This window comes from Bradyrhizobium sp. UFLA03-84 (genome assembly GCF_002289535.1).
Classification (GTDB): Bacteria; Pseudomonadota; Alphaproteobacteria; order Rhizobiales; family Xanthobacteraceae; genus Bradyrhizobium; species Bradyrhizobium viridifuturi.
Genome location: NZ_NSJY01000019.1, coordinates 142,781 through 165,344 on the forward strand (window position 1 = coordinate 142,781; position 22,564 = coordinate 165,344).

At 65.8% G+C, this 22,564-nt stretch carries 11 protein-coding genes; 8 read left to right on the plus strand and 3 right to left on the minus strand.

What is annotated here, in order from left to right; translation table 11 throughout:
* The first annotated feature begins 134 nt into the window (after nucleotides 1-134).
* Nucleotides 135-3,677 carry a beta strand repeat-containing protein gene (locus tag CK489_RS38355; protein ID WP_095735966.1) on the plus strand — a complete coding sequence of 1,181 codons (3,543 nt, stop codon included), beginning with the start codon at nucleotides 135-137 and terminating at the stop codon, nucleotides 3,675-3,677.
* A 231-nt stretch (nucleotides 3,678-3,908) separates the two neighbouring features.
* On the opposite strand, the gene CK489_RS38360 is transcribed toward CK489_RS38355, so the two are convergent.
* A complete protein-coding gene (locus tag CK489_RS38360) occupies nucleotides 3,909-5,717 on the minus strand; it encodes a glycoside hydrolase family 15 protein (RefSeq protein ID WP_095735967.1) in 1,809 nt (602 codons plus the stop codon).
* A gap of 18 nt (nucleotides 5,718-5,735) precedes the next feature.
* The gene (gene malQ / locus CK489_RS38365; protein ID WP_095735968.1) at nucleotides 5,736-7,682 is read right to left on the minus strand and encodes a 4-alpha-glucanotransferase; all 1,947 of its coding nucleotides are present in this window, start codon (nucleotides 7,680-7,682) and stop codon (nucleotides 5,736-5,738) included.
* A gap of 203 nt (nucleotides 7,683-7,885) precedes the next feature.
* Between malQ and CK489_RS38370 the strand changes: the two genes are divergently transcribed.
* From CK489_RS38370 to treY, 6 genes are read left to right on the plus strand one after another with little or no spacing between them, the layout of a single operon-like run.
* On the plus strand, nucleotides 7,886-9,835 hold the full coding sequence (locus CK489_RS38370; RefSeq protein WP_095735969.1) for an alpha-1,4-glucan--maltose-1-phosphate maltosyltransferase: 1,950 nt from the start codon (nucleotides 7,886-7,888) through the stop codon (nucleotides 9,833-9,835).
* A gap of 10 nt (nucleotides 9,836-9,845) precedes the next feature.
* Nucleotides 9,846-13,154 (plus strand): maltose alpha-D-glucosyltransferase, encoded by a 3,309-nt coding sequence (gene treS / locus CK489_RS38375; protein ID WP_095736074.1) that lies wholly within the window; start codon nucleotides 9,846-9,848, stop codon nucleotides 13,152-13,154.
* Entirely contained in the window at nucleotides 13,151-15,298 is a 2,148-nt protein-coding gene (gene glgB / locus CK489_RS38380; RefSeq protein WP_095735970.1) for a 1,4-alpha-glucan branching protein GlgB, read from the plus strand. Before treS ends, glgB begins: the two co-directional genes overlap by 4 nt.
* Nucleotides 15,299-15,301: 3 nt before the next feature.
* Complete coding sequence (gene glgX, locus CK489_RS38385; protein ID WP_095735971.1) at nucleotides 15,302-17,374, plus strand: glycogen debranching protein GlgX; 2,073 nt, start codon at nucleotides 15,302-15,304, stop codon at nucleotides 17,372-17,374.
* Nucleotides 17,371-19,122 carry a malto-oligosyltrehalose trehalohydrolase gene (gene treZ / locus CK489_RS38390; RefSeq protein ID WP_095735972.1) on the plus strand — a complete coding sequence of 584 codons (1,752 nt, stop codon included), beginning with the start codon at nucleotides 17,371-17,373 and terminating at the stop codon, nucleotides 19,120-19,122. The genes glgX and treZ overlap by 4 nt, the downstream gene beginning before the upstream one ends.
* Nucleotides 19,123-19,126: 4 nt before the next feature.
* Entirely contained in the window at nucleotides 19,127-21,910 is a 2,784-nt protein-coding gene (treY, locus tag CK489_RS38395) for a malto-oligosyltrehalose synthase (RefSeq protein ID WP_095735973.1), read from the plus strand.
* 9 nt (nucleotides 21,911-21,919) lie between these two features.
* Here treY and CK489_RS38400 read toward each other — a convergent pair whose 3' ends face one another.
* Entirely contained in the window at nucleotides 21,920-22,228 is a 309-nt protein-coding gene (locus CK489_RS38400; RefSeq protein ID WP_095735974.1) for a polyhydroxyalkanoic acid system family protein, read from the minus strand.
* Nucleotides 22,229-22,394: 166 nt separating this feature from the next.
* Here CK489_RS38400 and CK489_RS38405 point away from each other — a divergent pair, with 166 nt between their 5' ends.
* A complete protein-coding gene (locus CK489_RS38405) occupies nucleotides 22,395-22,559 on the plus strand; it encodes a DUF3309 family protein (RefSeq protein WP_021080901.1) in 165 nt (54 codons plus the stop codon).
* The last annotated feature ends 5 nt before the right edge of the window (nucleotides 22,560-22,564 follow it).

The following is a 22,564-nucleotide window of genomic DNA, read 5'->3' on the forward strand; positions in this document are numbered from 1 at the left end:
TCGGGAATTCGAAGCACTTTCCTCACATTCGTTCGCTGCCGCCCGCATCGAGGAATTTTTCCTGTGGCAGCCGATCACATGAGTTCGGCGAGTCCGCTCCCCGGGACCCGCCAATATTGACCGGAGTGCAATTCATGGCCGTGACCGCCAATCTCGCCGCAGGAGTCCTCTCCGTGATCGGCGATGCCGCCGACGACACCATCACCACCAGCCGCGACGCAGCCGGCGTCATCGCAGTCGACGGGGGCGCGGTTCCGATCGCGGGTGGGCCGTCCACCACCGCCAACACGACGGCCATCAACATTTTCGGCCAGGGCGGCGATGACACCATCACGCTCGACGCCAGCAATGGCGCTCTCCCGCCGGTCACATTGGATGGAGGAGCCGGCAACGATACCGCCGTGATCCAGGGAGAGGACGCCAGCGAGGTCTTCGTCATCGCGGCCAACGGCAGCCATGTCAGCCTGAATCGGACCAGCCCCGACCCGCTCTCCGTCGACATCAGCACGGCCGAGAATCTGGTTCTCCACGCCGGCGGCGGTGACGACGTCATCACGGCCGGCAACGGGCTCGCGGCGCTGATCTCGCTGACGCTCGATGGCGGCGACGGAAACGACACCATCACCGGCGGCGACGGTGACGACCTGCTGATCGGCGGTGACGGCAACGACATCGTCACCGGCGGCCGCGGCAATGACACCGCGCTGCTCGGCAATGGCGACGATACCTACATCTGGAATCCCGGCGATGGCAGCGACACCGTCGAGGGTGGCGCCGGCAACGACACGCTGCAATTCAACGGCGCCAATATCGCCGAAAAGATCGACATCTCGGCCAACGGCTCGCGGGTGCGTTTCACCCGGGACGTCGCCAACGTCACGATGGACCTCAACGGCATCGAGAACATCAACTTCAAGGCGCTGGGCGGCGCCGACCAGGTCACGGTCAACGACCTCACCGGCACCGACGTCAGGCATGTGACTGTGGATCTACAGGCCAGCGGAGGCGGCGGCGACGGCGCCGCCGACACGGTGACGGTCGACGGCAGCGGTAACGCGGATCAGATCACCGCTGCGTTGATCGGCGGCAACGTCGTTGTCAGCGGGCTTGCGGCCGATGTCACCATCATCGGTCCGGAAGGCGCCAATGACTCCCTCGTGATCAACGCCTCCGGCGGCGACGACGTCATCAATGCATCCGCCTTGCCCGCCGGACAGCTCGCGCTCACGATCGACGCCGGCGACGGCAACGACACGATCATCGGCAGCCAGGGCGCGGATCTCATCCTGGGTGGCGACGGCAACGACACCGTGACCGGCGGCCGCGGCGACGACACCGCCCTGCTCGGCGCCGGCGACGACACCTACATCTGGAACCCCGGAGACGGCAGCGACATCGTCGAGGGGCAGTCCGGCACCGACACGCTGGTGTTCAACGGCGCGAACATCAGCGAGCAATTCGACATCTCCGCCAACGGCTCCCGCGTCAGGCTGACCCGCGACGTTGCCAACATCACGATGGACCTCAATGGCGTCGAGAAGATCGATATCCACACCCTTGGCGGCGCGGACACGATCACGGTCAACGACCTCTCCGGCACCGATGCCCAACAGGTTGCGATCGACCTGTCCGCCACGGGCGGCAACCCCGATGGCGCGCTCGACACGGTGATCGCCAACGGCAGCGCGGGTGCCGACATCATTACCGTGACACAGAGCGGCAACGACATCCTGGTCAACGGCCTAGCCGCTCAGATCCTGGTCCATGGCCAGGATGCGACCGACGTGCTGCAGATCAACGGACAGGGCGGCGACGACCAGATCAACGCGTCCGGCGTCGCGGCGGGAGCGATCGCGCTGACCATCAACGGCGGTGCTGGAAACGATCTGATCATCGGCAGCGCCGGCAATGACACGGTCATCGGCGGCCAAGGCAACGACACCGCGCTGCTCGGCGCCGGCGACGACACCTATATCTGGAATCCCGGCGATGGCAGCGATACGGTCGAAGGACAGGCCGGCGCGGATACGCTGCAATTCAACGGCGCGAATATCGCCGAGAATATCGACATCTCGGCCAACGGCTCGCGGGTGCGTTTCACCCGGGACGTCGCCAACATCACGATGGACCTCAACGGCATCGAGAAGATCGCCTACCATGCCCTCGGCGGCGCGGATCACGTCACCGTCCACGACCTGACCGGCACCGCCGTCAAGCAGGTGCTCGTCGATCTCTCCGCGACCGCCGGCAGCGGCACCGGCGACGGCGCAGCCGATACCGTGGCGGTCGAGGGCACAAACGGGATCGATCAGATCACCGTGACCCAGAGCGGCGGAACCATCCTGATCGATGGCCTTCCGGCTGAGGTTTCGATTTTGGGTCAGGAAGCCGCCAATGACTCTCTGACAATCAACGGCTTCGGCGGCGCCGACAACATCGACGCGTCCGGGCTCGGCGCCGCGGCGATCAAACTGACGATCGACGGCGGTGCCGGCGATGATGTCATCACCGGCAGCGCCGGCAATGATCTGATCATGCTGGGTACCGGCGACGATACCTATGTCTTCAAGCCCGGCGGTGGATCCGATGTCATCACCGACTTCATCGCCGGCGCCGGTACCGACGACAGGATCGATCTCAGATCGTTCAAGACAGCCGGCATTCACGACCTCGCAGCGGTGCTCGCGCTGGCCACAAACGTCGGCGCCGACACGATCATCGACTTCGGCGGCGGCAATGTCCTGACATTGGACAATGTGACCAAGACCAATCTCAGCGACGATGATTTCATCTTCGGTGGCCCCGGCGTGACGTCGGTGACAACCTCGGGCACGGGCATCACGGCCGGGTCTGGCGATCTGAATGCCGGTCACGTCGTGACCTTCACCGTGACCTTCGACGAGAACGTGGCCGTCACCGGTCAACCGCATCTGCTGCTCAATGACGGCGGCTTCGCGTCGTTCCTGAGCGGCAGCGGGACCAACACCTTGACCTACCAGTACATGGTCGCCGCCGGCGAGAACACGCCGGACCTCGCCATCATCGGCTCCGACCTGAACGGCGGCACGATGAAGGACCAGTTCAATCATGATGCCGACCTCTCCGGCGCCGTCGGCAATCCAGCCGGCACGTTGCAGATCGATACGATCGCGCCCCACCTCGCTGACATCACCGCCACGCCCGCAAGCGGCACGCAGACCGGCGGATCATTGATCCGGTTCACCCTCGACTTCGACGAAGCCGTTCACCTCGCGGGCGGGTCACCGACACTCTCGCTGAACGACGGCGGCACGGCGAACTTCGATGCTGCGGCGACGGCGCTGCTTGGCGATGCGAGCAAGCTGGTGTTCGACCATGTCGTGGCGGCGGGCAATCCGCCGACGTCACCGCTGGCAATCACCGGCTTCAACGCCAACGGCGCCGTCGTGAGCGATCTCGCCGGAAACCTCGCCGATCTCGCCCATGTGTCGCACACATTCGACGACCTGTTCGTCAACGAGAATACGCTGCCGGCGTTCACCCTCAATGGCTTCACCCGGCCGGAGTTGCACCTCAATGCGGGGGGACAGATCCTGCTCGATGATACGGCCTCGGCGTTCGCAGCCAAGTTCGGCATCGAATATCTCTATCTCGGCGTGCCGCCGGGAACGCCGTACCCGCCGGTCGACCTGCACTGAACAGCGAAGGTGAGATGATCTTGCCTATTGCGCCGCACCGCAATGGGAGGCACCGAAAACCGGCTTCGCCTCTCCTGATTGCGGGCGGGCGAGGCGCCTACGCAATTTCGGAATATTGGAAATGTATCCCTGATTTGCCCGACGGGTCAAGCCGCGCTTTGTGGAGCGCCGGTAGCCGCCAGCCGCCGGCTCCTTTGCATGGGGTTGTTTTCGATATTTTGGCCCTGCGCTTCAACTCGACCGCTGCACCGCAGGCTTCTCGGCGTCGGCTCGTGCCGCGCTGAGATTGTGCGCGGTGTTGATCAGCGCGATATGGGTCAGCGCCTGCGGGAAATTGCCGGTCTGCCGGCCGGCGCCGGAGTCGTATTCCTCAGCCAGGAGGCCGAGATCGTTGGCAACCGCCACCACGCGATCGAACATGGTCTGCGCCTTGTCGAGGTCTCCCGCCAGCACATGGGCGTCGGCGAGCCACAGGCTGCAGGCCAGGAACGCACCCTCGATCGGCTGGATCTCATCGGACACTTCGCGCGGATCGTGGCGCAGCACGAAGCCGTCGCGCATCATGTGCCGTTCGACCGCATCGATCGTGCCGCGAATGCGCGGATCGTCCGGCAGCAGGAAGCCGACCGACGGCAGCAGCAGCAGGCTGGCGTCGAGCAGCTTTGAGCCGTAGCTCTCGACGAAGCTGTTGAGATCGGGATCGAAGCCGCGTCGGCAGACGTCGCGATGGATCGCCTCGCGCAGCACCCGCCATTTCACCAGCGGCGCCTTGAAGCCGAACCGCTCGGCGCTCTTGATGGCGCGGTCGAAGGCGACCCAGCACATCACCTTGGAGAACACATAGTGCCGGGGCACGCCGCGACGCTCCCAGATGCCGTGGTCGGGCTGGTCCCAGACATCGGCGAGGTGAGCGACGACGGTGCATTCCAGCGACCAGCTCTCCTCGTCGAGCCTGAGCTTGGCCATGCGGGACTGATGGAAGGCGTCGATCAATTCGCCATAGACGTCGAGCTGCAGCTGCGCATGCGCGGCGTTGCCGACGCGGACCGGCTGCGCCCCTTCATAGCCGGGCAGCCATCCGGCTTCCCATTCCAGCAGGCGCCGCTGGCCCAGTATGCCGTACATGATCTGCATGTTGGCTGGTGCGCCGGCCGCGGCCCGAAGCAGCCAATTGTGCCAGGCCGCCGCTTCCTCGGTATAACCCGAATTCATCAGCGCCAGCAGCGTGAAGGTGGCGTCGCGCAGCCAGCAGAACCGGTAGTCCCAGTTGCGCGCACCGCCGAGCTTTTCCGGCAATGACGTGGTCGGCGCGGCGACGATGCCGCCGGTCGGCCTGAAGGTCAGCGCCTTCAGCGTGATCAGCGAGCGCATCACGAGGCCGCGCAGATCTCCGCCGTCATAGGTCGAGCGGCTGCACCATTCGGTCCAGTAGTCCTCGGTATCCCTGAGCGCCGCCTCGGGATCGATCGACCCCGGCACCGGTTGAAAGGACGCTCCGTATGTCAGGACGAACGGCACGCTGTCGCCCTCGCCGACCTCGAAATCGGCGATCGTGGTGAGGTCCTGGCCGCGGGTCTCGACCGGCGTGCGCAGCACGGTCATGTCCTGCCCGCTTATCGCCAGCAACCCGTCGCCGTCCGGGTTCTTCTTCACCCATGGCACATCGCGCCCGAAGCCGAAGCGGATCACCAGCTCCATGTGCATCTTGACGCGGCCGCTGACGCCGCGAACCAGGCGGACCACGTCGGAAGCCTTGCCGCGGGGCGGCATGAAGTCGATCAGATCGACCACGCCGCCGTCGGTCTCGAACCGGGTCTCCAGGATCAGCGTATCGGCGCGATAGCGGCGCGAGATCCGCTTGATCGCCTCGGCCGGCGCCAGCTGCCAGCGGCCATTGCGCGAGGTGCCGAGCAGCGCCGCGAAGCAGGCATCGGAATCGAACGCCGGCCAGCACAGCCAGTCGATCGAGCCGTCACGGCCGACCAGTGCCGCGGTCTCGCAATCACCGATCAGTCCGTAGTCTTCGATCCGGGAAGCCACGCGCCGTGCTCCGCGTTGTCAGGCATGCGACCGCTCGCGGGTTGCCCGCTTGAGCGCGTCGATGTCGATCGCCGACGCGAGATGCTCGATCGAGACCGGCAGCCGCCGCTTCCAGTTCGGATGCTCGTAGACGGTGCCGGGGATGTTCGGCTGCTCGACGATGCCGAGCAGGTCCTCCATCGACACCGCCATCATGCGCGAGGCCGTCCGCGCCATGAAGCTCGCCACCGAATAGAAATCGTTGTGGTGGATGTCGTAGCGGCGCAGCACGTCGTCGAGCTGGCCGAGCGCGTGCCAGCGCCCTTCGTCGGTCTCGCCGGGGTCGATCCCGAGCGCGCGCTTGGTCTTGAGGTCGCTGAACGAGCGCCAGCCGGCATAGGTCGAGAGGTCGTGGGTGTTGAAGGTGACCAGCGCGTCCGGCAGATAGTAGTCGGCGTTGCGGAATACGCCCTGATCGTCGGTCTCGAACATCATGACCAGATAAGACCAGATGCCCCAGCCGTTCATCTGTTCGCGGAAGCCCGGCGGCACGGTGCCGAGATCCTCACCAATCACGACACAACGGCTGGCCATGCTCTCCTGCGCGGTCGCCGCCAGCAGCGCTTCGAACGGCATCAGCACATAGGCGCCATTGGCCGGGCCGAAGCCGCGCGGCACGAGATAAAGCCGCTTCAAGCCGAAGGCGTGGTCGAGCCGGATCGCGCCGGCGTGGTGCATCGAGGCGCGCAGCATCTGCCGGAACGGTTCGAACGAGCGCTGCTCGAGACCCGCGGCATTGAAGCCCGCGAGGCCCCAGTCCTGTCCCGCGGTGTTGAGCGGATCCGGCGGCGCGCCGACGCCGAGATGGCGCGAGATCGCGACCTGTTCATTCCAGGCATCGAAACCATCCGACTGCACGCCGACCGCAACATCGAGATAGAGCCCGACCCGCATGCCGAGCTTGTGCGCAAGCGCCTGGCAGGCGCCGAGCTGACGGTCGGCGGTCCATTGCACGAACTCGACGAACTCGACCTCCGCGGCGGTGTCGCGTGCCCGGTGCAGTTTCGCGCAGGCCGCATCGTCGGGCTGCCGCCAATCATCCGGCCACTCCCACCACGGCGTGTTGAACTTGTGCCGCATCACCTCGAAGCAGGCGAAGCGCGACAGCAAGGTGCCCTGCTCCCTGCGGTAGGCCTCGAAATCCTGCCAGCGGCCGAGGCCGGGATTGGCCTTGAAGGCGGCGAAGGCCGCGCGCAGCGCCGGCCATTTCAGCGCCGCAACGCCGACATAGTCGACCATGTCGTTGCTGCGGAGGTGCGCCAGCGCAGCCTGCGTCGCCGCATCGATGTGGAATTCGGGAATCTTCTCGACGTCGATATACAGCGCGTTGAGGAACAGCCGGCTGTTCGGCGAATAAGGGCTGCAATCGCCGGGCCGATCGTCGAACAGCGCATGCAGCGGATTGAGCCCGACGCCGTCGGCGCCGAGCCGATGCGCGAATGCGAGCAGGCCCTCCAGATCGGTGAAGTCGCCGATGCCCCAGTTGCGCGCGGACCGCACGCCGTAGAGCTGGACCGCGATCACCCAGCAGCGGTCGAACGCGCCGCCAAACGCACCGTCCGGCGCCACCAATAGCGGCAGCTCCTCACTGCCGGATGCGTCCGTGAGCTGCAAGCGGTGCACGCCTTCGGGGAGGCCGCCCGGCCATGTCACGTTCCGCGCATCCGCCTCGCCTTGCGCGAGCACCGCGCTGCCGTTGGTGAGCTTCCATTGCACCGGCAGCCGGGCCGCCTCGGAGAGCTGCGTCTGCCCGCCATGGCCGCCTCTGACGACCACGGGGTCGATCACGATCCGCCGCGGCGTGTGGGGCGGCAGCGCGGCGAGGATCGCCGTCAGCGCCTCGGGGGTTGTCACACGGCGGTGACCGCTCCCATCGATATACTCGGTCTGGATTCCCAGGCTCTGGGCTTTGGCGTAAAGGTCCATTCGGCACGCTACTTGCTCGCAACGGTATTGGGATCGTTGCTAAATTGTACTGATACGGGAAAGGGATAGTTGATGTTCAACGCTCTACCCTATCAAGCGTTCCCGCCGGGAACCATTGTCCGGCGAGCGGCTTTCTATATGGGTCTGGCGCGCCTCCTTCCCGGCGTCGGGACGTCATTTGCATTTTCGATGGCGGCATCACCGTGAACAAAACCCTCCGGCCTGTCGAGAGTGCCCATGGCACTTTTCATATCACCGATGTCTATCCGTCGGTCGATGGCGGCCGCTTCCCGGTCAAGCGCGTCGCGGGCGAGCCGGTCGAGGTGTGGGCTGACATCTACCGGGACGGACATGACGTAATATCGGCGGCATTGGTGTGGCGGCGCGAAGGCGACGACGATTGGCAATCCGCACCGATGACGCCGCACAGCGACGATCGCTGGGGCGGCAGCTTCGTGCCCGACCGGCCCGGCCGCTACAGTTTCGCGATCGAGGCCTGGACCGACCAATTCGCCAGCTGGCGACACCGCTTCGCGCAGAAGCAGCGCGACGGCGGCGATCACACGCTGGACGCGCTTGAAGGCGCCGGCATGCTGACCCAGGCCCAGGCCGGCGGACCTGCAGCGGCTGCCGTCATCATCAGGCAGTGCGAAGTCTTTCTGCAGACCGGCGAGCCGGGCGCGCTGCTGGCACCCGAATTGCGCGAGGCGATGGCCGGCAGCCAGTTTCGCCGCGACCTGATGCGATCGCAGCTGTATCCCCTCACCGCCGATCGGCCGCGCGCACGCAGCGGCGCCTGGTACCAGATGTTTCCGCGCAGCCAAGGCAGGAGGCCAGGCGTGCACGGGACGTTCAACGACTGCATAGCGCGGCTTCCCGATATCGCCGCGATGGGCTTTGACGTCGTACTGCTGGCGCCGATCCACCCGATCGGGCAGGCGCATCGCAAGGGCCGCAACAACGCCGCCATCGCGCAGGCGGGCGAACCCGGCAGTCCCTATGCGATCGGTTCGGCCGAAGGCGGTCACGACGCAGTGCACCCCGAGCTCGGCACGCTCGACGGCTTCCGCGCGTTCGTTGCGGCATGCAAGGCGCACGGCCTTGAGGTCGCGCTCGATCTCGCCGTCCAATGCTCGCCCGACCATCCCTGGCTGACCGAGCATCCGGAGTGGTTCAAGCGGCGTCCGGACGGATCGATGCGCAGCGCCGAGCATCCGCCGCAGCGCTGGGACGATGTCGTCAATCCCGACTTCAGCTGCGAGGATGCTGCCGCGCTGTGGCGTGCGCTGCGCGATACCGTGCTGTTCTGGGTCGAACAGGGCGTGAAAATCTTCCGGGTCGACAATCCGCACACCAAGCCGCTGGCATTCTGGGAATGGCTGATCCGCGAGGTACAGGATCGCGATGCCGACGTGCTGTTCCTTTCGGAAGCCTTCGCGCGGCCGAAGCTGATGAAAGGCCTCGCCAAGCTCGGCTTCACGCAGTCCTATACTTACTTCACCTGGCGCACGCAGCGCGCCGAGCTCGAGCAGTATCTCGGCGAGTTGACCTCGTATCCCGAGCGTGACTTCTTTCGGCCGAATTTCTTCGTCAACACACCGGACATCCTGCCCTTCCACCTGCAAAGCGGCGAATCCTGGATGTTCAAGTCGCGCCTCGCGCTCGCCGCGACGCTTTCAAGCAGCTATGGCATCTATAGCGGCTTCGAGCTGCTCGAGCACACGCCGGTGCCCGGCCGCGAGGAATATCTCAACTCCGAGAAGTACGAGATCAGGGTGCGCGACTGGGACGAGCACGGGAACATCAAGCCTTACATCGCGACGCTCAACCGGATCCGGCGCGGCAATCCGGCGCTGCAACAATTCGTCAATCTGCGCTTTATCAGTATCGATGACGGCGGCGTGATCGGCTTCATCAAGGAGGCGGCCGATCAGGGCAATGTGATCGCGGCCGCGATTGCACTGTCGTCAGAACCGCGCGAGGTCTGGCTTCCGCTCGGCGACGTCATGGTCGGCCGCGGCGATGACCGCCGCCCCGCCGCGGAAGTGGAAGACCTTGTCAGCGGCGAGCGTCATGCGCTCGAATGGGGAGGCATCCGCCTGCGTCTCGATCCTGCGCGCGATCCCGCGTTGCTGTTGCGCTGTGTCGCCTGAAGGAGCCGTCATGAACGTATTCTCCTCCGTCAATACCGAGGCGAAGGTCGCGACCGAGACCGCGGACCAGCTGTGGTACAAGGACGCCATCATCTACCAGCTGCATGTCAAGGCGTTCGCCGACAGCAACAATGACGGCATCGGCGACTTTACCGGGCTGACGGAGAAGCTCGGCTATCTGCAGGAGCTCGGCGTCACGGCGCTGTGGCTGCTGCCGTTCTATCCCTCTCCCGGCCGCGACGACGGCTACGACATCGGCGATTACGGCGACATCAATCCCGATTTCGGGACCATGAAGGACTTCAAGCGCTTCATCCAGGAGGCCAAGAAGCGCGGCCTGCGCGTCATCACCGAGCTCGTCGTCAACCACACCTCGGACCAGCACGCCTGGTTCAAGCGCGCCCGCCGCAGCCCGCCGAACTCGAGCGCGCGCAGCTGGTACGTCTGGAGCGACACCGACCAGAAATACCTCGATACCCGGATCATCTTCACCGATACGGAAAAGTCGAACTGGACCTGGGATCCGGAAGCCGGCCAGTTCTACTGGCACCGCTTCTTCTCGCACCAGCCGGACCTTAACTTCGACAATCCGCGGGTGGTGCGCGCCATCGTGCAGGTGATGAAGCGCTGGCTCGACACCGGCGTCGACGGCTTCCGGCTCGACGCCATTCCCTATCTGTGCGAGCGCGACGGCACCAACAACGAGAACCTGCCGGAGACGCATGCCATTATCAAGCGGCTGCGCCAGGAGCTCGACACCTATGCCAAGGGCAAGATCCTGCTGGCCGAGGCCAATCAATGGCCGGAGGACGTGCAGGAATATTTCGGCCATGGCGACGAATGCCACATGGCCTATCACTTCCCGCTGATGCCGCGCATCTACATGGCGATCGCGCAGGAAGATCGCTTTCCGATCACCGACATCCTCAGGCAGACGCCCGACATCCCGGCGGCCTGCCAGTGGGCTTTGTTCCTGCGCAATCACGACGAGCTGACGCTGGAAATGGTCACCGACGTCGAGCGCGACTATCTGTGGTCGACCTACGCCAACGACCCGCGCGCCCGCATCAATGTCGGCATCCGCCGCCGCCTCGCGCCGCTGATGGACAACGACCGCCGCAAGATCGAGCTGATGAACTCGCTGCTGCTGTCATTCCCCGGCACCCCGATTATCTATTACGGCGACGAGATCGGCATGGGCGACAACATCTATCTCGGCGACCGCAACGGCGTGCGGACGCCGATGCAATGGTCGCCGGACCGCAACGGCGGCTTCTCGCGCGCCGACCCCGCGCGGCTCTACGCGCCGATGATCATGGATCCGGTCTACGGCTACGAGGCCGTCAACGTCGAGGCCCAGTCGCGCAGCCTGTCGTCGCTGCTATCGGCGACCAAGCGGCTGATCGCGGTGCGCAAGTCGACACTGGCGTTCGGGCGCGGCACCATGACCTTCATCCGTCCTGAGAACCGCTCGGTGCTGGCCTATGTCAGGCAGTACCAGGGCGAGGTCATCCTGTGCGTCGCCAACCTGTCGCGCTCGGCGCAGGCGACCGAGCTCGACCTCTCCGCCTTCAAGGACCGCATTCCACTCGAGATGCTCGGGCGCACGCGCTTCCCCGCGATCGGCGAACTGCCCTACATGATCACGCTGGCGCCCTACGGTTTCTACTGGTTCCAGCTGCAGGAGCGCGACAAATCCGAGCCGGTGAAGCCGCGGGCGGTGCCGGAGTTCGAGACGCTTGTCGTGCCGCTCAACTCCACCTGGACCTCGCTGGCGCGGGAGCGCGGCGTGTTCGAGCACGAGGTGCTGCCCGGCCATCTCGCCCGCTCGCGCTGGTACCCGGAGCATTCCGCCAAGGCGATCCAGCCGACGCTGGTGTCGGCCGTCCCGTTCTGCGACATCGGCGACAACCGGCCCTGGCTGATCTTCTTCGAAACCACGGAGCGCGGCACCACCAGCCGCTACGTGCTGCCGATGCAGATCGAATGGGTGCGGTTCGACCGCGAGCGCTACAACCCGCGCGCCTTCGCCGCCGTGCGCCAGGGCGCGCGCGAGGGCACGCTGCTCGATGTCGCCACCGACCAGATCTTCACCGGCCTGTTCCTGCGCAATTTGCGGGAAAACCTCACCGTCGACGAAGGCGAGCAGGGCCTGAAGCTGGAATTCCGGCCGACCAGCCGCTTCTCCGACCGGCCGGTGCGGCAGCCCGAGCGCATCCGCGTGTTCGAGAACGATCAGCCGCATTCGACCGCGCTGGTCGACAATGAATACGTCACCAAGATCTACCGCAAGCTCGAGGTCGGCATCAATCCGGAGATCGAGATGGGCCGCTTCCTCACCGAAGTGGTCGACTTTCCGAACACCCCGGCCCTGCTCGGCACCTCTGAACTGGTCGAGGGCGACAAGCGCAGCGCCATCGCGGTGCTGCATGCGATGGTGGTCAACCAGGGCGACCTCTGGACGGTTGCCGCCTCGCACCTCGACCGCCTGGTCGAACGGCAGCGCCTGCTCGCCGCAAGCGAAGGCCCAGCCGAGAACGGCGGCGATCACGCAACCTATCTGCGCCACATGGCCCATGCCGGAAAGCGTCTCGCCGAGCTGCACATCGCGCTCGCCAGCAACCGCGACCTGCCCGACTTCGCCCCCGAGCCGACCAGGTCCGAGGACCTGCAGCGCTGGATCGACGAGATCGTGGCGCGCGCCGAGCGCGTGTTCGACACGCTGAAGCAGCGGCGCGGCTCCCTGAAGGAGGCCGAGCGGCTGCTGGCCGATCAATTGCAGGCCCAGCACGACATGCTGCCGGAGCGGCTCAAGGCGTTGCTGCCGCGCGAGACCGACGGGTTCAACATCCGCCACCATGGCGACCTGCATCTCGGCCAGCTGCTGGTGGTCAAGGACGACGTCTTCATCATCGATTTCGACGGCGGACCGGGCCGCACCATCGCCGAGCGGCGGCGCAAGGCGCCGGCAGCGCGCGACGTCGCCGGCCTGATCCGCTCGATCGACTATGCCGCGACCGCGGCGCTGGAACGCGCGCTCAAGGTCGCCCCCGACGACAGCGGCAGGCTGAGTCTCGCTTTGGCCGAATGGCGCGACCAGGCCGCGGAGACCCTGCTGGCGGCCTATCGCGAGACCATGGCCGGCCAGCGGCTGTGGCCCGCTGACGCCAAGGCGGCCGATCGCCTGCTCAACTTTTTCCTGCTTGAGAAAGCCTTCTACGAGATTGAGTATGAGCAGGCCAACCGGCCGGATTGGCTGCGGGTGCCGCTGACCGGCCTGCTGAGGATTTTGGCGCAACAGCCGCATGAGGTTGCATGAACAAACTGCCCGCCGAGGCCTATGCCATCATCGAGGGCCGCCACTCCGATCCGTTCCACTATCTCGGGCTCCACACCGAGGGGGATCGCAACGTCGTGCGCGCCTTCCTGCCTGATGCGACCAATGTCGAGGCGATCGGCGAGCATGGCGAGACGGCACCGCTGACGCGGATCCACGACGCCGGCCTGTTCGCAGGTCCGCTGCCGAACGGCTCGACGCGCTACCAGCTCCGCGCCCGGTTCGGCGACAACGTCGTCGAGCTGGAGGACGCCTACCGCTTTCCGCCGATCCTGAGCGATTTCGATCTCTATCTGCTCGGCGAAGGCACGCATCAGCGGGTCTATGACACGCTCGGCGCGCATCCGATGACGCTCGACGGTGTCGAGGGTATCGGCTTCGTGGTGCTGGCGCCGAACGCGCGGCGGGTCAGCGTGGTCGGCGACTTCAATTTCTGGGATGGACGGCGGCATCCGATGCGGGTGCGCGGCCCCGGCTATTGGGAGCTGTTCGTCCCGCGCGCACGGGTCGGCGACCACTACAAGTTCGAGATCATCGGGCGCAACGGCCAGCATCTGCCGCTGAAGTCCGATCCGCTGGCGTTCGCCGCCGAGGTGCGCCCGAAGACCGCCTCGATCGTGATCGACGAGCGCAAGATCCCGCACCCGCGCCCGGCGCCCGAGCGCGTCAACGCGCTGAGCTCGCCGATGTCGATCTACGAGGTGCATCTCGGCTCCTGGCGCCGCAAGGGCCGCAACGAGTGGCTGACCTATCGCGAGATGGCCGAGCAGCTGCCGGCCTATGCCAGCGACATGGGTTTCACCCATCTCGAATTCCTGCCCATATCAGAGCATCCGTTCGACGGTTCCTGGGGCTACCAGCCGACCGGCATGTTCGCTCCGACCAGCCGCTTCGGCTCGCCGGACGATTTCGCGGCGCTGATCGACGCCTGCCACGGCGCCGGGCTCGCCGTGCTGCTCGACTGGGTGCCCGGACATTTCCCGGACGATCCGCACGGCCTCGGCAATTTCGACGGCACCGCGCTCTACGAGCACGCCAATCCGCTGCAGGGCCGGCACCTCGACTGGGGCACCTTGATCTACAATTACGGGCGCACCGAGGTCACCAATTTCCTGGTGTCGAACGCGCTGTTCTGGCTCGACCGCTATGGCATCGACGGGCTGCGCGTCGATGCCGTCGCCTCCATGCTTTATCTCGATTACAGCCGGCCCGCGGGTGGCTGGATCCCGAACAAATATGGCGGCCGGGAAAACATCGAGGCGATTGATTTTCTGCGTCGCTTCAACACCGAGCTGTTCGCGCACTTCCCGCAGGCGACGACGGCGGCGGAAGAATCCACCGCGTGGCCACAGGTGTCGCGCCCGGTCGAATATGGCGGGCTCGGCTTCGGCTACAAGTGGAACATGGGCTGGATGCACGACACGCTGAAGTACATCGGCAAGGATCCGATCCACCGCAAATTCCATCACGGCGACATCCTGTTCGGCCTGCACTACGCCTTCTCGGAGAACTTCATCCTGCCGCTGTCCCACGACGAGGTCGTGCACGGCAAGCGCTCGATCCTCGGCCGCATGCCCGGCGACGACTGGCAGCGCTTTGCCAATCTGCGCGCCTATTACAGCTTCATGTTCGGCCATCCCGGCAAGAAGCTGATGTTCATGGGTTGCGAGTTCGGCCAGGAGCGCGAGTGGAATCACGACTACTCGATCGATTGGCATCTGCTGCAACAGCCGCGGCACGGCGGCATCCAGAACCTGGTCCGCGATCTCAATCGGCTCTACCGCGCGCTGCCGGCGCTGCATGAGCTGGATTGCGACCAGGCCGGCTTCGAATGGGTCATCACTGACGATGCCAACAACAATGTGTTCGGCTGGATCCGCAAGGGCAGTGATGCGCGCGCCCGCTGCCTCGTGGTCGTGAATTTCTCGCCCAACGTCTATCGCAACTATCGCGTCCGCGTGCCGTTCGCGGGCAAGTGGCACGAGGTGTTCAACTCGGATTCCGCGCATTACGGCGGCACCAATGTCGGCAATATCGGCGAAGTGCGCGCTTCGGAGGGCGCCACGCCGGAACTGAGCCTGACCATCCCGCCGCTGGCTGCGATCTTCCTCGTACCGGAAAGCTGATTCATGCGACTGACCGGGGGTACGTCCGCACGGCTCGGTGCAAGCTGGGACGGCAGAGGCACCAATTTTGCGCTGTTCTCGGCGAATGCGGAGAAGGTCGAGCTGTGCCTGTTCGACGGCCAGGGCCGCCGCGAGCTCGAGCGGATCGAGATGCCGGAGCGCACCGAGGACGTCTGGCATTGCTATCTCAACGACGTCTCGCCGGGCCAGCTCTACGGCTATCGCGTCTACGGGCCCTACGCGCCGGAGCGCGGCCACCGCTTCAACGCCAACAAGCTGCTGCTCGACCCCTACGCCAAGCGGCTCGCCGGCCGGCTGGTGTGGAGCGACGCGCATTTCGCCTATCGCACCGGCAGCGCGCGCGAGGATCTGTCGTTCGACCGACGCGACAATGCCCGCGGCATGCCGAAGGCGGTCGTGGTCGACGAGACCTTCAACTGGGGCCGCCGCGAAATCCGGCCGCAGATTCCCTGGGCAGACACCATCATCTACGAGGCCCACGTCAAGGGCCTGACCCAAAAGCGCGAGGACGTGCCGCCGAATTTGCGCGGCACCTATGGCGGGCTGTCATCGCCGGCGATGATCGACCACCTCAAGCGGCTCGGCGTCACCACCATCGAGCTGTTGCCGATCCATGGCCTGATCGACGACCGCGTCCTGGTCGAGAAGAAGCTTTCGAATTACTGGGGCTACAACACCATCGCGTTCTTCGCGCCCGAAGCGCGCTACGCCCAGGACAATGCGCTGGACTCGTTCCGCACCACGGTGGCGCGGCTGCACGACGCCGGCATCGAGGTGCTGCTCGACGTCGTCTACAACCACACCGCCGAGGGCAACCATATGGGCCCGACGCTGTGCTTCCGCGGCATCGACAATGCCTCCTACTACTGGCTGAACCGCGAGAACCCGCGCTTCTACGACGACTTCACCGGCTGCGGCAGCTCGGTCAACCTCACCCATCCGCGCGTGCTGCAGATGGTGATGGATTCGCTGCGCTACTGGGTCGAGGTCTGCCATGTCGACGGCTTCCGCTTCGATCTCGCGACCACTTTGGCGCGCGGGCCGAACGGCTTCGACCGCAACCACGCCTTCCTCACCGCGATCCGCCAGGACCCGGTGCTGGCGACCGCCAAGATGGTCGCCGAACCCTGGGACCTCGGCCTCGGCGGCTACCAGGTCGGCGCGTTTCCGTCGCAATGGTCGGAGTGGAATGACCGCTATCGCAGCGCGATGCGGCGCTACTGGAGCGGCGAAGGCAGCCTGATCGGCGATATCTCCGGCCGCATGACCGCCTCCTCGGACCTGTTTCACCATGACAACCGCGCGACCCGCGCCAGCATCAACCACATCACGGTGCATGACGGCTTCACGCTCGCCGACCTGTTCAGCTACAACGAGAAGCACAACGAGGCCAATGGCGAGGACAATCGCGACGGCTCCAACGACAATCACAGCAACAATTGCGGCCATGAAGGCCCGACCGACGATCCTGCGATCATCGCGCTGCGCCGCCAGCTCAGGAAGAACGCGCTGGCCTGCCTCTTGCTCGCGCAGGGCACGCCGCTGATCCTTGCCGGCGACGAGGTCGCCAACACCCAGGACGGCAACAACAACGCCTATTGCCAGGACAATGAGACCGGCTGGATCGGCTGGGAGAATCTGGGCAGCGACGACGACGATATCGATTTCATCGGCCATCTCACCGCGCTACGCCAGCGCTTCGGCCAGATCCGCTGCCAGAGCTGGCTCGACGGCCGCCGCACCGACGGCAGCTATGGCGTGCTCTGGCTGACGCCGGCGGCGGAGGAGATGAAGGAATCCGACTGGAAATTCCCGGAAAGCCGGTTCCTCGCCTACGTGCTGGGCCCGATGGAACAAGGTCAGGCGCCGATCTTTATCGTGCTCAATGCCGCGCCGCAGGAGATCGTGTTCAGGATGCCGAGGATGGCGGAATACAAGAGCTGGCAACAGGTTCTGAACACGACGAAGTCGGAGCAGACCGGTGAGCAGATTGCGTCCGGCGCCGACACCACCGCACCGCCGCGTTCGGTGCTGGCATTTGCAGGCTCCGCATGAGCGCGCGGCATTTCGGACCGGAACTCACCGCTGACGGCACGCGCTTCCGGCTCTGGGCGCCGGCGGCGAAGCGCGTCCACCTGCTGCTCGACAAGCCGCACGCGCTCACGCGCGATGCGGCCGGCTGGTACGTCGCCGAAATCCCGGGCGCGCGCGCCGGCACCCGTTACAAATTCCGCATCGACGACGAGGTCGATGCGCCCGATCCCGCCTCCGCATTCCAGCCGGACGACGTGTTCGGCCCGAGCGAGGTGATCGATCACGCAGCCTTCCAATGGCGCGCGACGCAATGGCGCGGACGGCCCTGGCACGAGGCCGTCGTCCTCGAAGCCCATGTCGGCACCTTCACGCCGGAGGGCACCTACCGCGCCATGATCGACAAGCTCGATCATCTGGTGGCGACCGGCGTCACCGCGCTCGAACTGATGCCGCTGGCGGACTTCGCCGGCAAGCGCAACTGGGGCTATGACGGCGTACTGTGGTACGCGCCAGACAGCGCCTATGGCCGGCCTGAGGACCTCAAGACCCTGATCGACGAGGCGCATCTGCGCGGGCTGATGGTGATGCTCGACGTGGTCTACAACCATTTCGGCCCCGAGGGGAATTATCTCGGCCGCTATGCGCCGAGCTTCTTCAGCGACGCACATACGCCATGGGGCAGCGCGATCGATTACCGCGTGCCTGAAGTGCGCGCGTTCGCGATCGGCAGCGTGGTGAGCTGGCTGCGCGACTATCGCTTCGACGGACTGCGCTTCGACGCCGTCAACACCATCGTCGAAGCCGGCGAAATCTCCATCCTTCACGACTTCAGCAAGGCCGCCGGCCAGCTCGCGGCCGAGACCGGCCGGCAGATCAACCTCGTGCTGGAGAACGGCGACAACATTGCGAGCCTGCTCGATGCCGCCGAGGACCCGCCGGACGGCAAATTCCGCGGCCAGTGGAACGACGATTATCATCACGCCTGGCATGTGCTGCTGACCGGCGAAAGGCAGGGCTATTATGGCGACTACCGGGCGCCGAAGCAGGACCTCGCACGCGCACTGTCGTCCGGCTACATCTATCAGGGTGAAATCTCGGAGTTCTGGGGCGGCAAGGCCCGCGGCGAGCCGAGCGGCGCGCTGTCTCCGACCTGCTTCATCAACTTTCTGCAGAACCACGACCAGATCGGCAACCGGCCACTCGGCGATCGGCTCGAGAGCATCGCGAAGCCCGAAGCGGTCGAGGCCGCGCTCGCGGTCACGCTGATCGCACCCAACACACCGATGCTGTTCATGGGCGAGGAATGGGGCGCGACGACGCCGTTCCCGTTCTTCTGCGACTTCAAGGGCGATCTCGCCAACGCGGTGCGCGCCGGACGGCGCCGCGAGTTCGCCTGGGCCTATGCCAAATATGGCGACGAGATTCCCGATCCGCTCGCCGAGGCGACGGTGCGGTCGGCCGTGCTCGACTGGGCGGCGCTCGGCCGCGATCCGGCGCGCACGCGGCTTGCGCTGGTGCGCGACCTGCTCGCCATACGGCGGCGCGAGATCACGCCGCGGCTCCCAGGGGCAAGCTTCGGCGGCGACCGCGTCACGGGCGATCTCCTGACCGCGCATTGGCGGCTGGGCGATGGCCGCACGCTGTGGCTGACCGCCAATCTGTCCGATCGGGACATACCCGGCGCGCCGGAGCCGAAGGGAACTGCGATCTGGGGCCGCGCGTTGTCCGGCGACCTCCCCGGCTGGGCGGTGCGCTGGCACATCGGATAGCACAATGCCTCCGGCGATCCCGATCGCAACCTACCGACTGCAACTCACCGCTGATTTCGACTTCGATGCCGCAGCCCACGTGGCGCCGTATCTGAAGGCGCTCGGCATTAGCCATGTCTATGCCTCGCCGTTCATGAAGGCGCGCAAGGGCTCGACCCATGGCTATGACGTCGTCGACCACACCAAGTTCAATCCGGAACTCGGCGACGAAGCCGGTTTTGCGCGGTTCAGCGACGCGTTGAAGCGCAACGACCTCGGCCTGATCCTGGATTTCGTGCCGAACCATGTCGGCGTGCATTTTGCCGACAATCCGTGGTGGCTCGACGTGCTGGAATGGGGACCGGTGTCGCCGCACGCGGTCTCCTTCGACATCGACTGGGACCAGTTGCCCTACCGCGCGCGTGGCGGCGTGCTGCTGCCGATCCTCGGCTCGTCCTACGGCCAGGCGCTGGAACGCGGCGAAATCGAGCTGCGCTACGACGCGAACGAAGGCAGTTTCTCCGCCTGGTATTTCGAGCATCGCCTGCCGATCGCGCCGGAGCGCTATGGCGAGGTGCTGCGGAGCATTGTCCGCGAGGCTGGCGCCGAAGCCAGCCCGGCCGGGCGCGCGCTGCTCGAACTGGCGGCGCGCTACCGCGGCCTGCGCCATCCGAACCGCAAGGAGGCGCCGACGCTGAAGGCGGCGATCAAGGCGATCGAGGGCGGCGCCGACATCATCGCGCGTGGGCTCGATGCCTATCGTGCCGGCGAGGATCGCTCCACCCAGACGCTGGCGCTGCACCACTTGCTGGAGCGCCAGCACTACAAGCTCGGCCACTGGCGGCTCGCCTCCAGCGACATCAACTACCGCCGCTTCTTCGACGTCAACACGCTGGCCGGCCTCAGGGTCGAGGACGCCGCCACGTTCGAGGCAAGCCACAGCCTCGTGCAGCGGTTGATTGCGGAGGATCGGCTGCAGGGTCTGCGGCTCGACCATATCGACGGCCTGCGCGATCCCGCGCAGTACTTCCAGCGGCTGCGTCGCCTGATCCGATCAGCGCAGGGCGCCAAGGCCAGGCCGTTCTACATGGTGATCGAGAAGATCCTCGGCGAGCACGAGAGACTGACGAAATTCGCCGGCGTGCACGGCACCACCGGCTATGAATGGATGAACACGATCAGCCAGGTGCTGGTCGATGGCAGCGGCCTCGATCCGCTGAGCGAGATCTGGCGCCAGATCAGCAACCAGTCGCCGAACCTGACGCCGGTGCTGCGCGAGGCCAAGCGCCGCGTGCTGGAGACGTTGCTGACCAGCGAATTCACCGTGCTGGCGCGGCTCGTCGCACGCATCGCCAGTGGGCACTATTCGACCCGCGATTTCTCGGGAGACAGCCTGCGGCAGGCGCTCGAGCTCTACGTGCTGCATTTCCCGGTCTATCGCACCTATCTCACCGGCTCCGGCCCGACCGCGCATGACCGCGCGCTGATCGACGAGACCATCGCCCGCGCCCGCGCCGACTGGTTCGCCGCCGACGAAGGTATCTTCGACTTCCTGCGCGACGCCCTGACCATGGACCTGCTGAAGCCCGGCCGGCCGCCGCACAGCGCGCCGCGGGTGCGACGCTTCGCGCTGAAGGTGCAGCAATTTACCGGGCCGATGATGGCGAAATCGCTGGAGGACACCACCTTCTACCGCTATCACCGCCTGCTGGCGCTCAACGAGGTCGGCGGCGATCCGGCGGCGAGCGCGATTGCGCCCGAAACATTCCACGCCATGATGGCGACACGCGCCCGCGAATGGCCGCACGGCATGACGGCGACCGCGACCCACGACACCAAGCGCGGCGAGGATGCGCGTGCCCGCATCATGGCGCTTGCGGAAATCCCCGGCGAATGGACCAGCGCGGTGGCGCGCTGGAAGGTGCTGAACGCGCCGCATCTGTTGCTGGACGGCGAGATGCGCGCGCCATCGGCAACGTTTGAATACATGCTCTATCAGGCCCTGCTCGGCGCCTGGGACCCTGACGATCCATCGCTGCTCGGGCGCATCCAGGCCTATGCGCTGAAGGCGGCCCGCGAAGGCAAGCAGGAAACCAGCTGGCTCAATCCGCATGAGCCTTATGAAGCCGGTGTGAAGACCTTCATCGACCGGATCCTCGACCGCAAGATCTCGCCCGAATTCCTCGACGCACTCGACACGCTGGCGCGGCGCACCGCGCTGATCGGCGCGCTAAACTCGCTGAGCCAGATCACGCTGAAAGCGACCATGCCGGGCGTGCCGGACTTCTACCAGGGCACCGAAAGCTGGGATCTTTCGCTCGTTGACCCCGACAACCGCCGTCCGGTCGCCTTTGCCGAACGTGCGGAAACGCTCGCCGCGCTCGAAGCCCCCGACTGGGGCGCGGTGACCGAGAGCTGGCGCGATGGCCGCCTGAAATTCGCGTGGACGCGGCATCTGCTGCGATTGCGCAACGAGCTGCCCGAAGTCTTCGCCAGCGGCGATTATCAGCCGCTCGCGGTCAGCGGCCCGCATCGCGAGCATGTCATCGCCTTCGCACGGCGTCATGGCCGTGAGGCGGTCATCGTCGCGGCGGCCAGAGCATTTGCGCCGTTCACACAAGGAGGACGCAGTTGGCCGCGCCCCGAAGCCTTTGAAGGCGAGATCGACGTGACCGGATACGCGCTCCCGGGCGGCGACAGCAGAATTCAGCTCGCGACATTGTTCGCCAAGCTGCCGGTCGCCGTGCTGAAGGTGAAGGCTGCGGCCGGCACGAAGCAGGCCCCAAAACGCGCCCGCGCGCACGGCTGACGCCGCGCGTCAGCGCTTGGTCAGCAGCAATTGCCCGCTCTTCTGGATAGCGGCCTGCGCGACCTCGGCGAAGCGCTGCAGCAGCCACGGCAGCGTCACCTCAAGGCGCACATGGCTATCCTCGACATCGACATGCCCGGCGGCGACCTGCCCCAGCGCGCGGACGCGGAAGCTCATGCGGTTGCCGTCCCAGCGCTCCTCCTCGACGCTCATGACCGGCACGTTCGCCGCTGTGCGCGACAGGCCGGTTTTCAGGCGGCGCATGGCCTCATCGCGGCCGAGGCTATGGGGAATCGAGACGATCAACGGAGCCGACATCGCAGTGCACTCCTCGATGGATTCCGCTGATGTAGTTCTGTTCCAACCCAAACGGAAGATCGCACAGCTTTATCGTACCGGCGAAACCGGAACCTTCGTAGTTGCGGATTGTTTCCCTACCCGAAGGGCAGAGATCGGTGAGCCCGCGGGGCTGAGGAGAGACTCAATGTCAATTGGAACGATCATTCTTATCATTCTGGTCATCGCGCTGCTGGGCGGCTTCAGCGGCATCGGCGGCGGACCGTTCTACGGCACCGGCTACTATGGCGGCGGCGGGCTCGGCCTTGTGATCGTGATCCTGCTGATCCTGCTGCTGCTCGGAAGGCTGTAGCCTGG

What these genes read in the sequence shown, in the direction of transcription:
- CK489_RS38355 (WP_095735966.1), top strand. Translation starts at nt 135, where the DNA reads ATGGCCGTGACCGCCAATCTCGCCGCAGGAGTCCTCTCCGTGATCGGC.
- malQ (WP_095735968.1), bottom strand. Translation starts at nt 7,682, where the DNA reads ATGGACCTTTACGCCAAAGCCCAGAGCCTGGGAATCCAGACCGAGTAT.
- treS (WP_095736074.1), top strand. Translation starts at nt 9,846, where the DNA reads ATGAACGTATTCTCCTCCGTCAATACCGAGGCGAAGGTCGCGACCGAG.
- glgB (WP_095735970.1), top strand. Translation starts at nt 13,151, where the DNA reads ATGAACAAACTGCCCGCCGAGGCCTATGCCATCATCGAGGGCCGCCAC.
- glgX (WP_095735971.1), top strand. Translation starts at nt 15,302, where the DNA reads ATGCGACTGACCGGGGGTACGTCCGCACGGCTCGGTGCAAGCTGGGAC.
- treZ (WP_095735972.1), top strand. Translation starts at nt 17,371, where the DNA reads ATGAGCGCGCGGCATTTCGGACCGGAACTCACCGCTGACGGCACGCGC.
- treY (WP_095735973.1), top strand. Translation starts at nt 19,127, where the DNA reads ATGCCTCCGGCGATCCCGATCGCAACCTACCGACTGCAACTCACCGCT.
- CK489_RS38400 (WP_095735974.1), bottom strand. Translation starts at nt 22,228, where the DNA reads ATGTCGGCTCCGTTGATCGTCTCGATTCCCCATAGCCTCGGCCGCGAT.
- CK489_RS38405 (WP_021080901.1), top strand. Translation starts at nt 22,395, where the DNA reads ATGTCAATTGGAACGATCATTCTTATCATTCTGGTCATCGCGCTGCTG.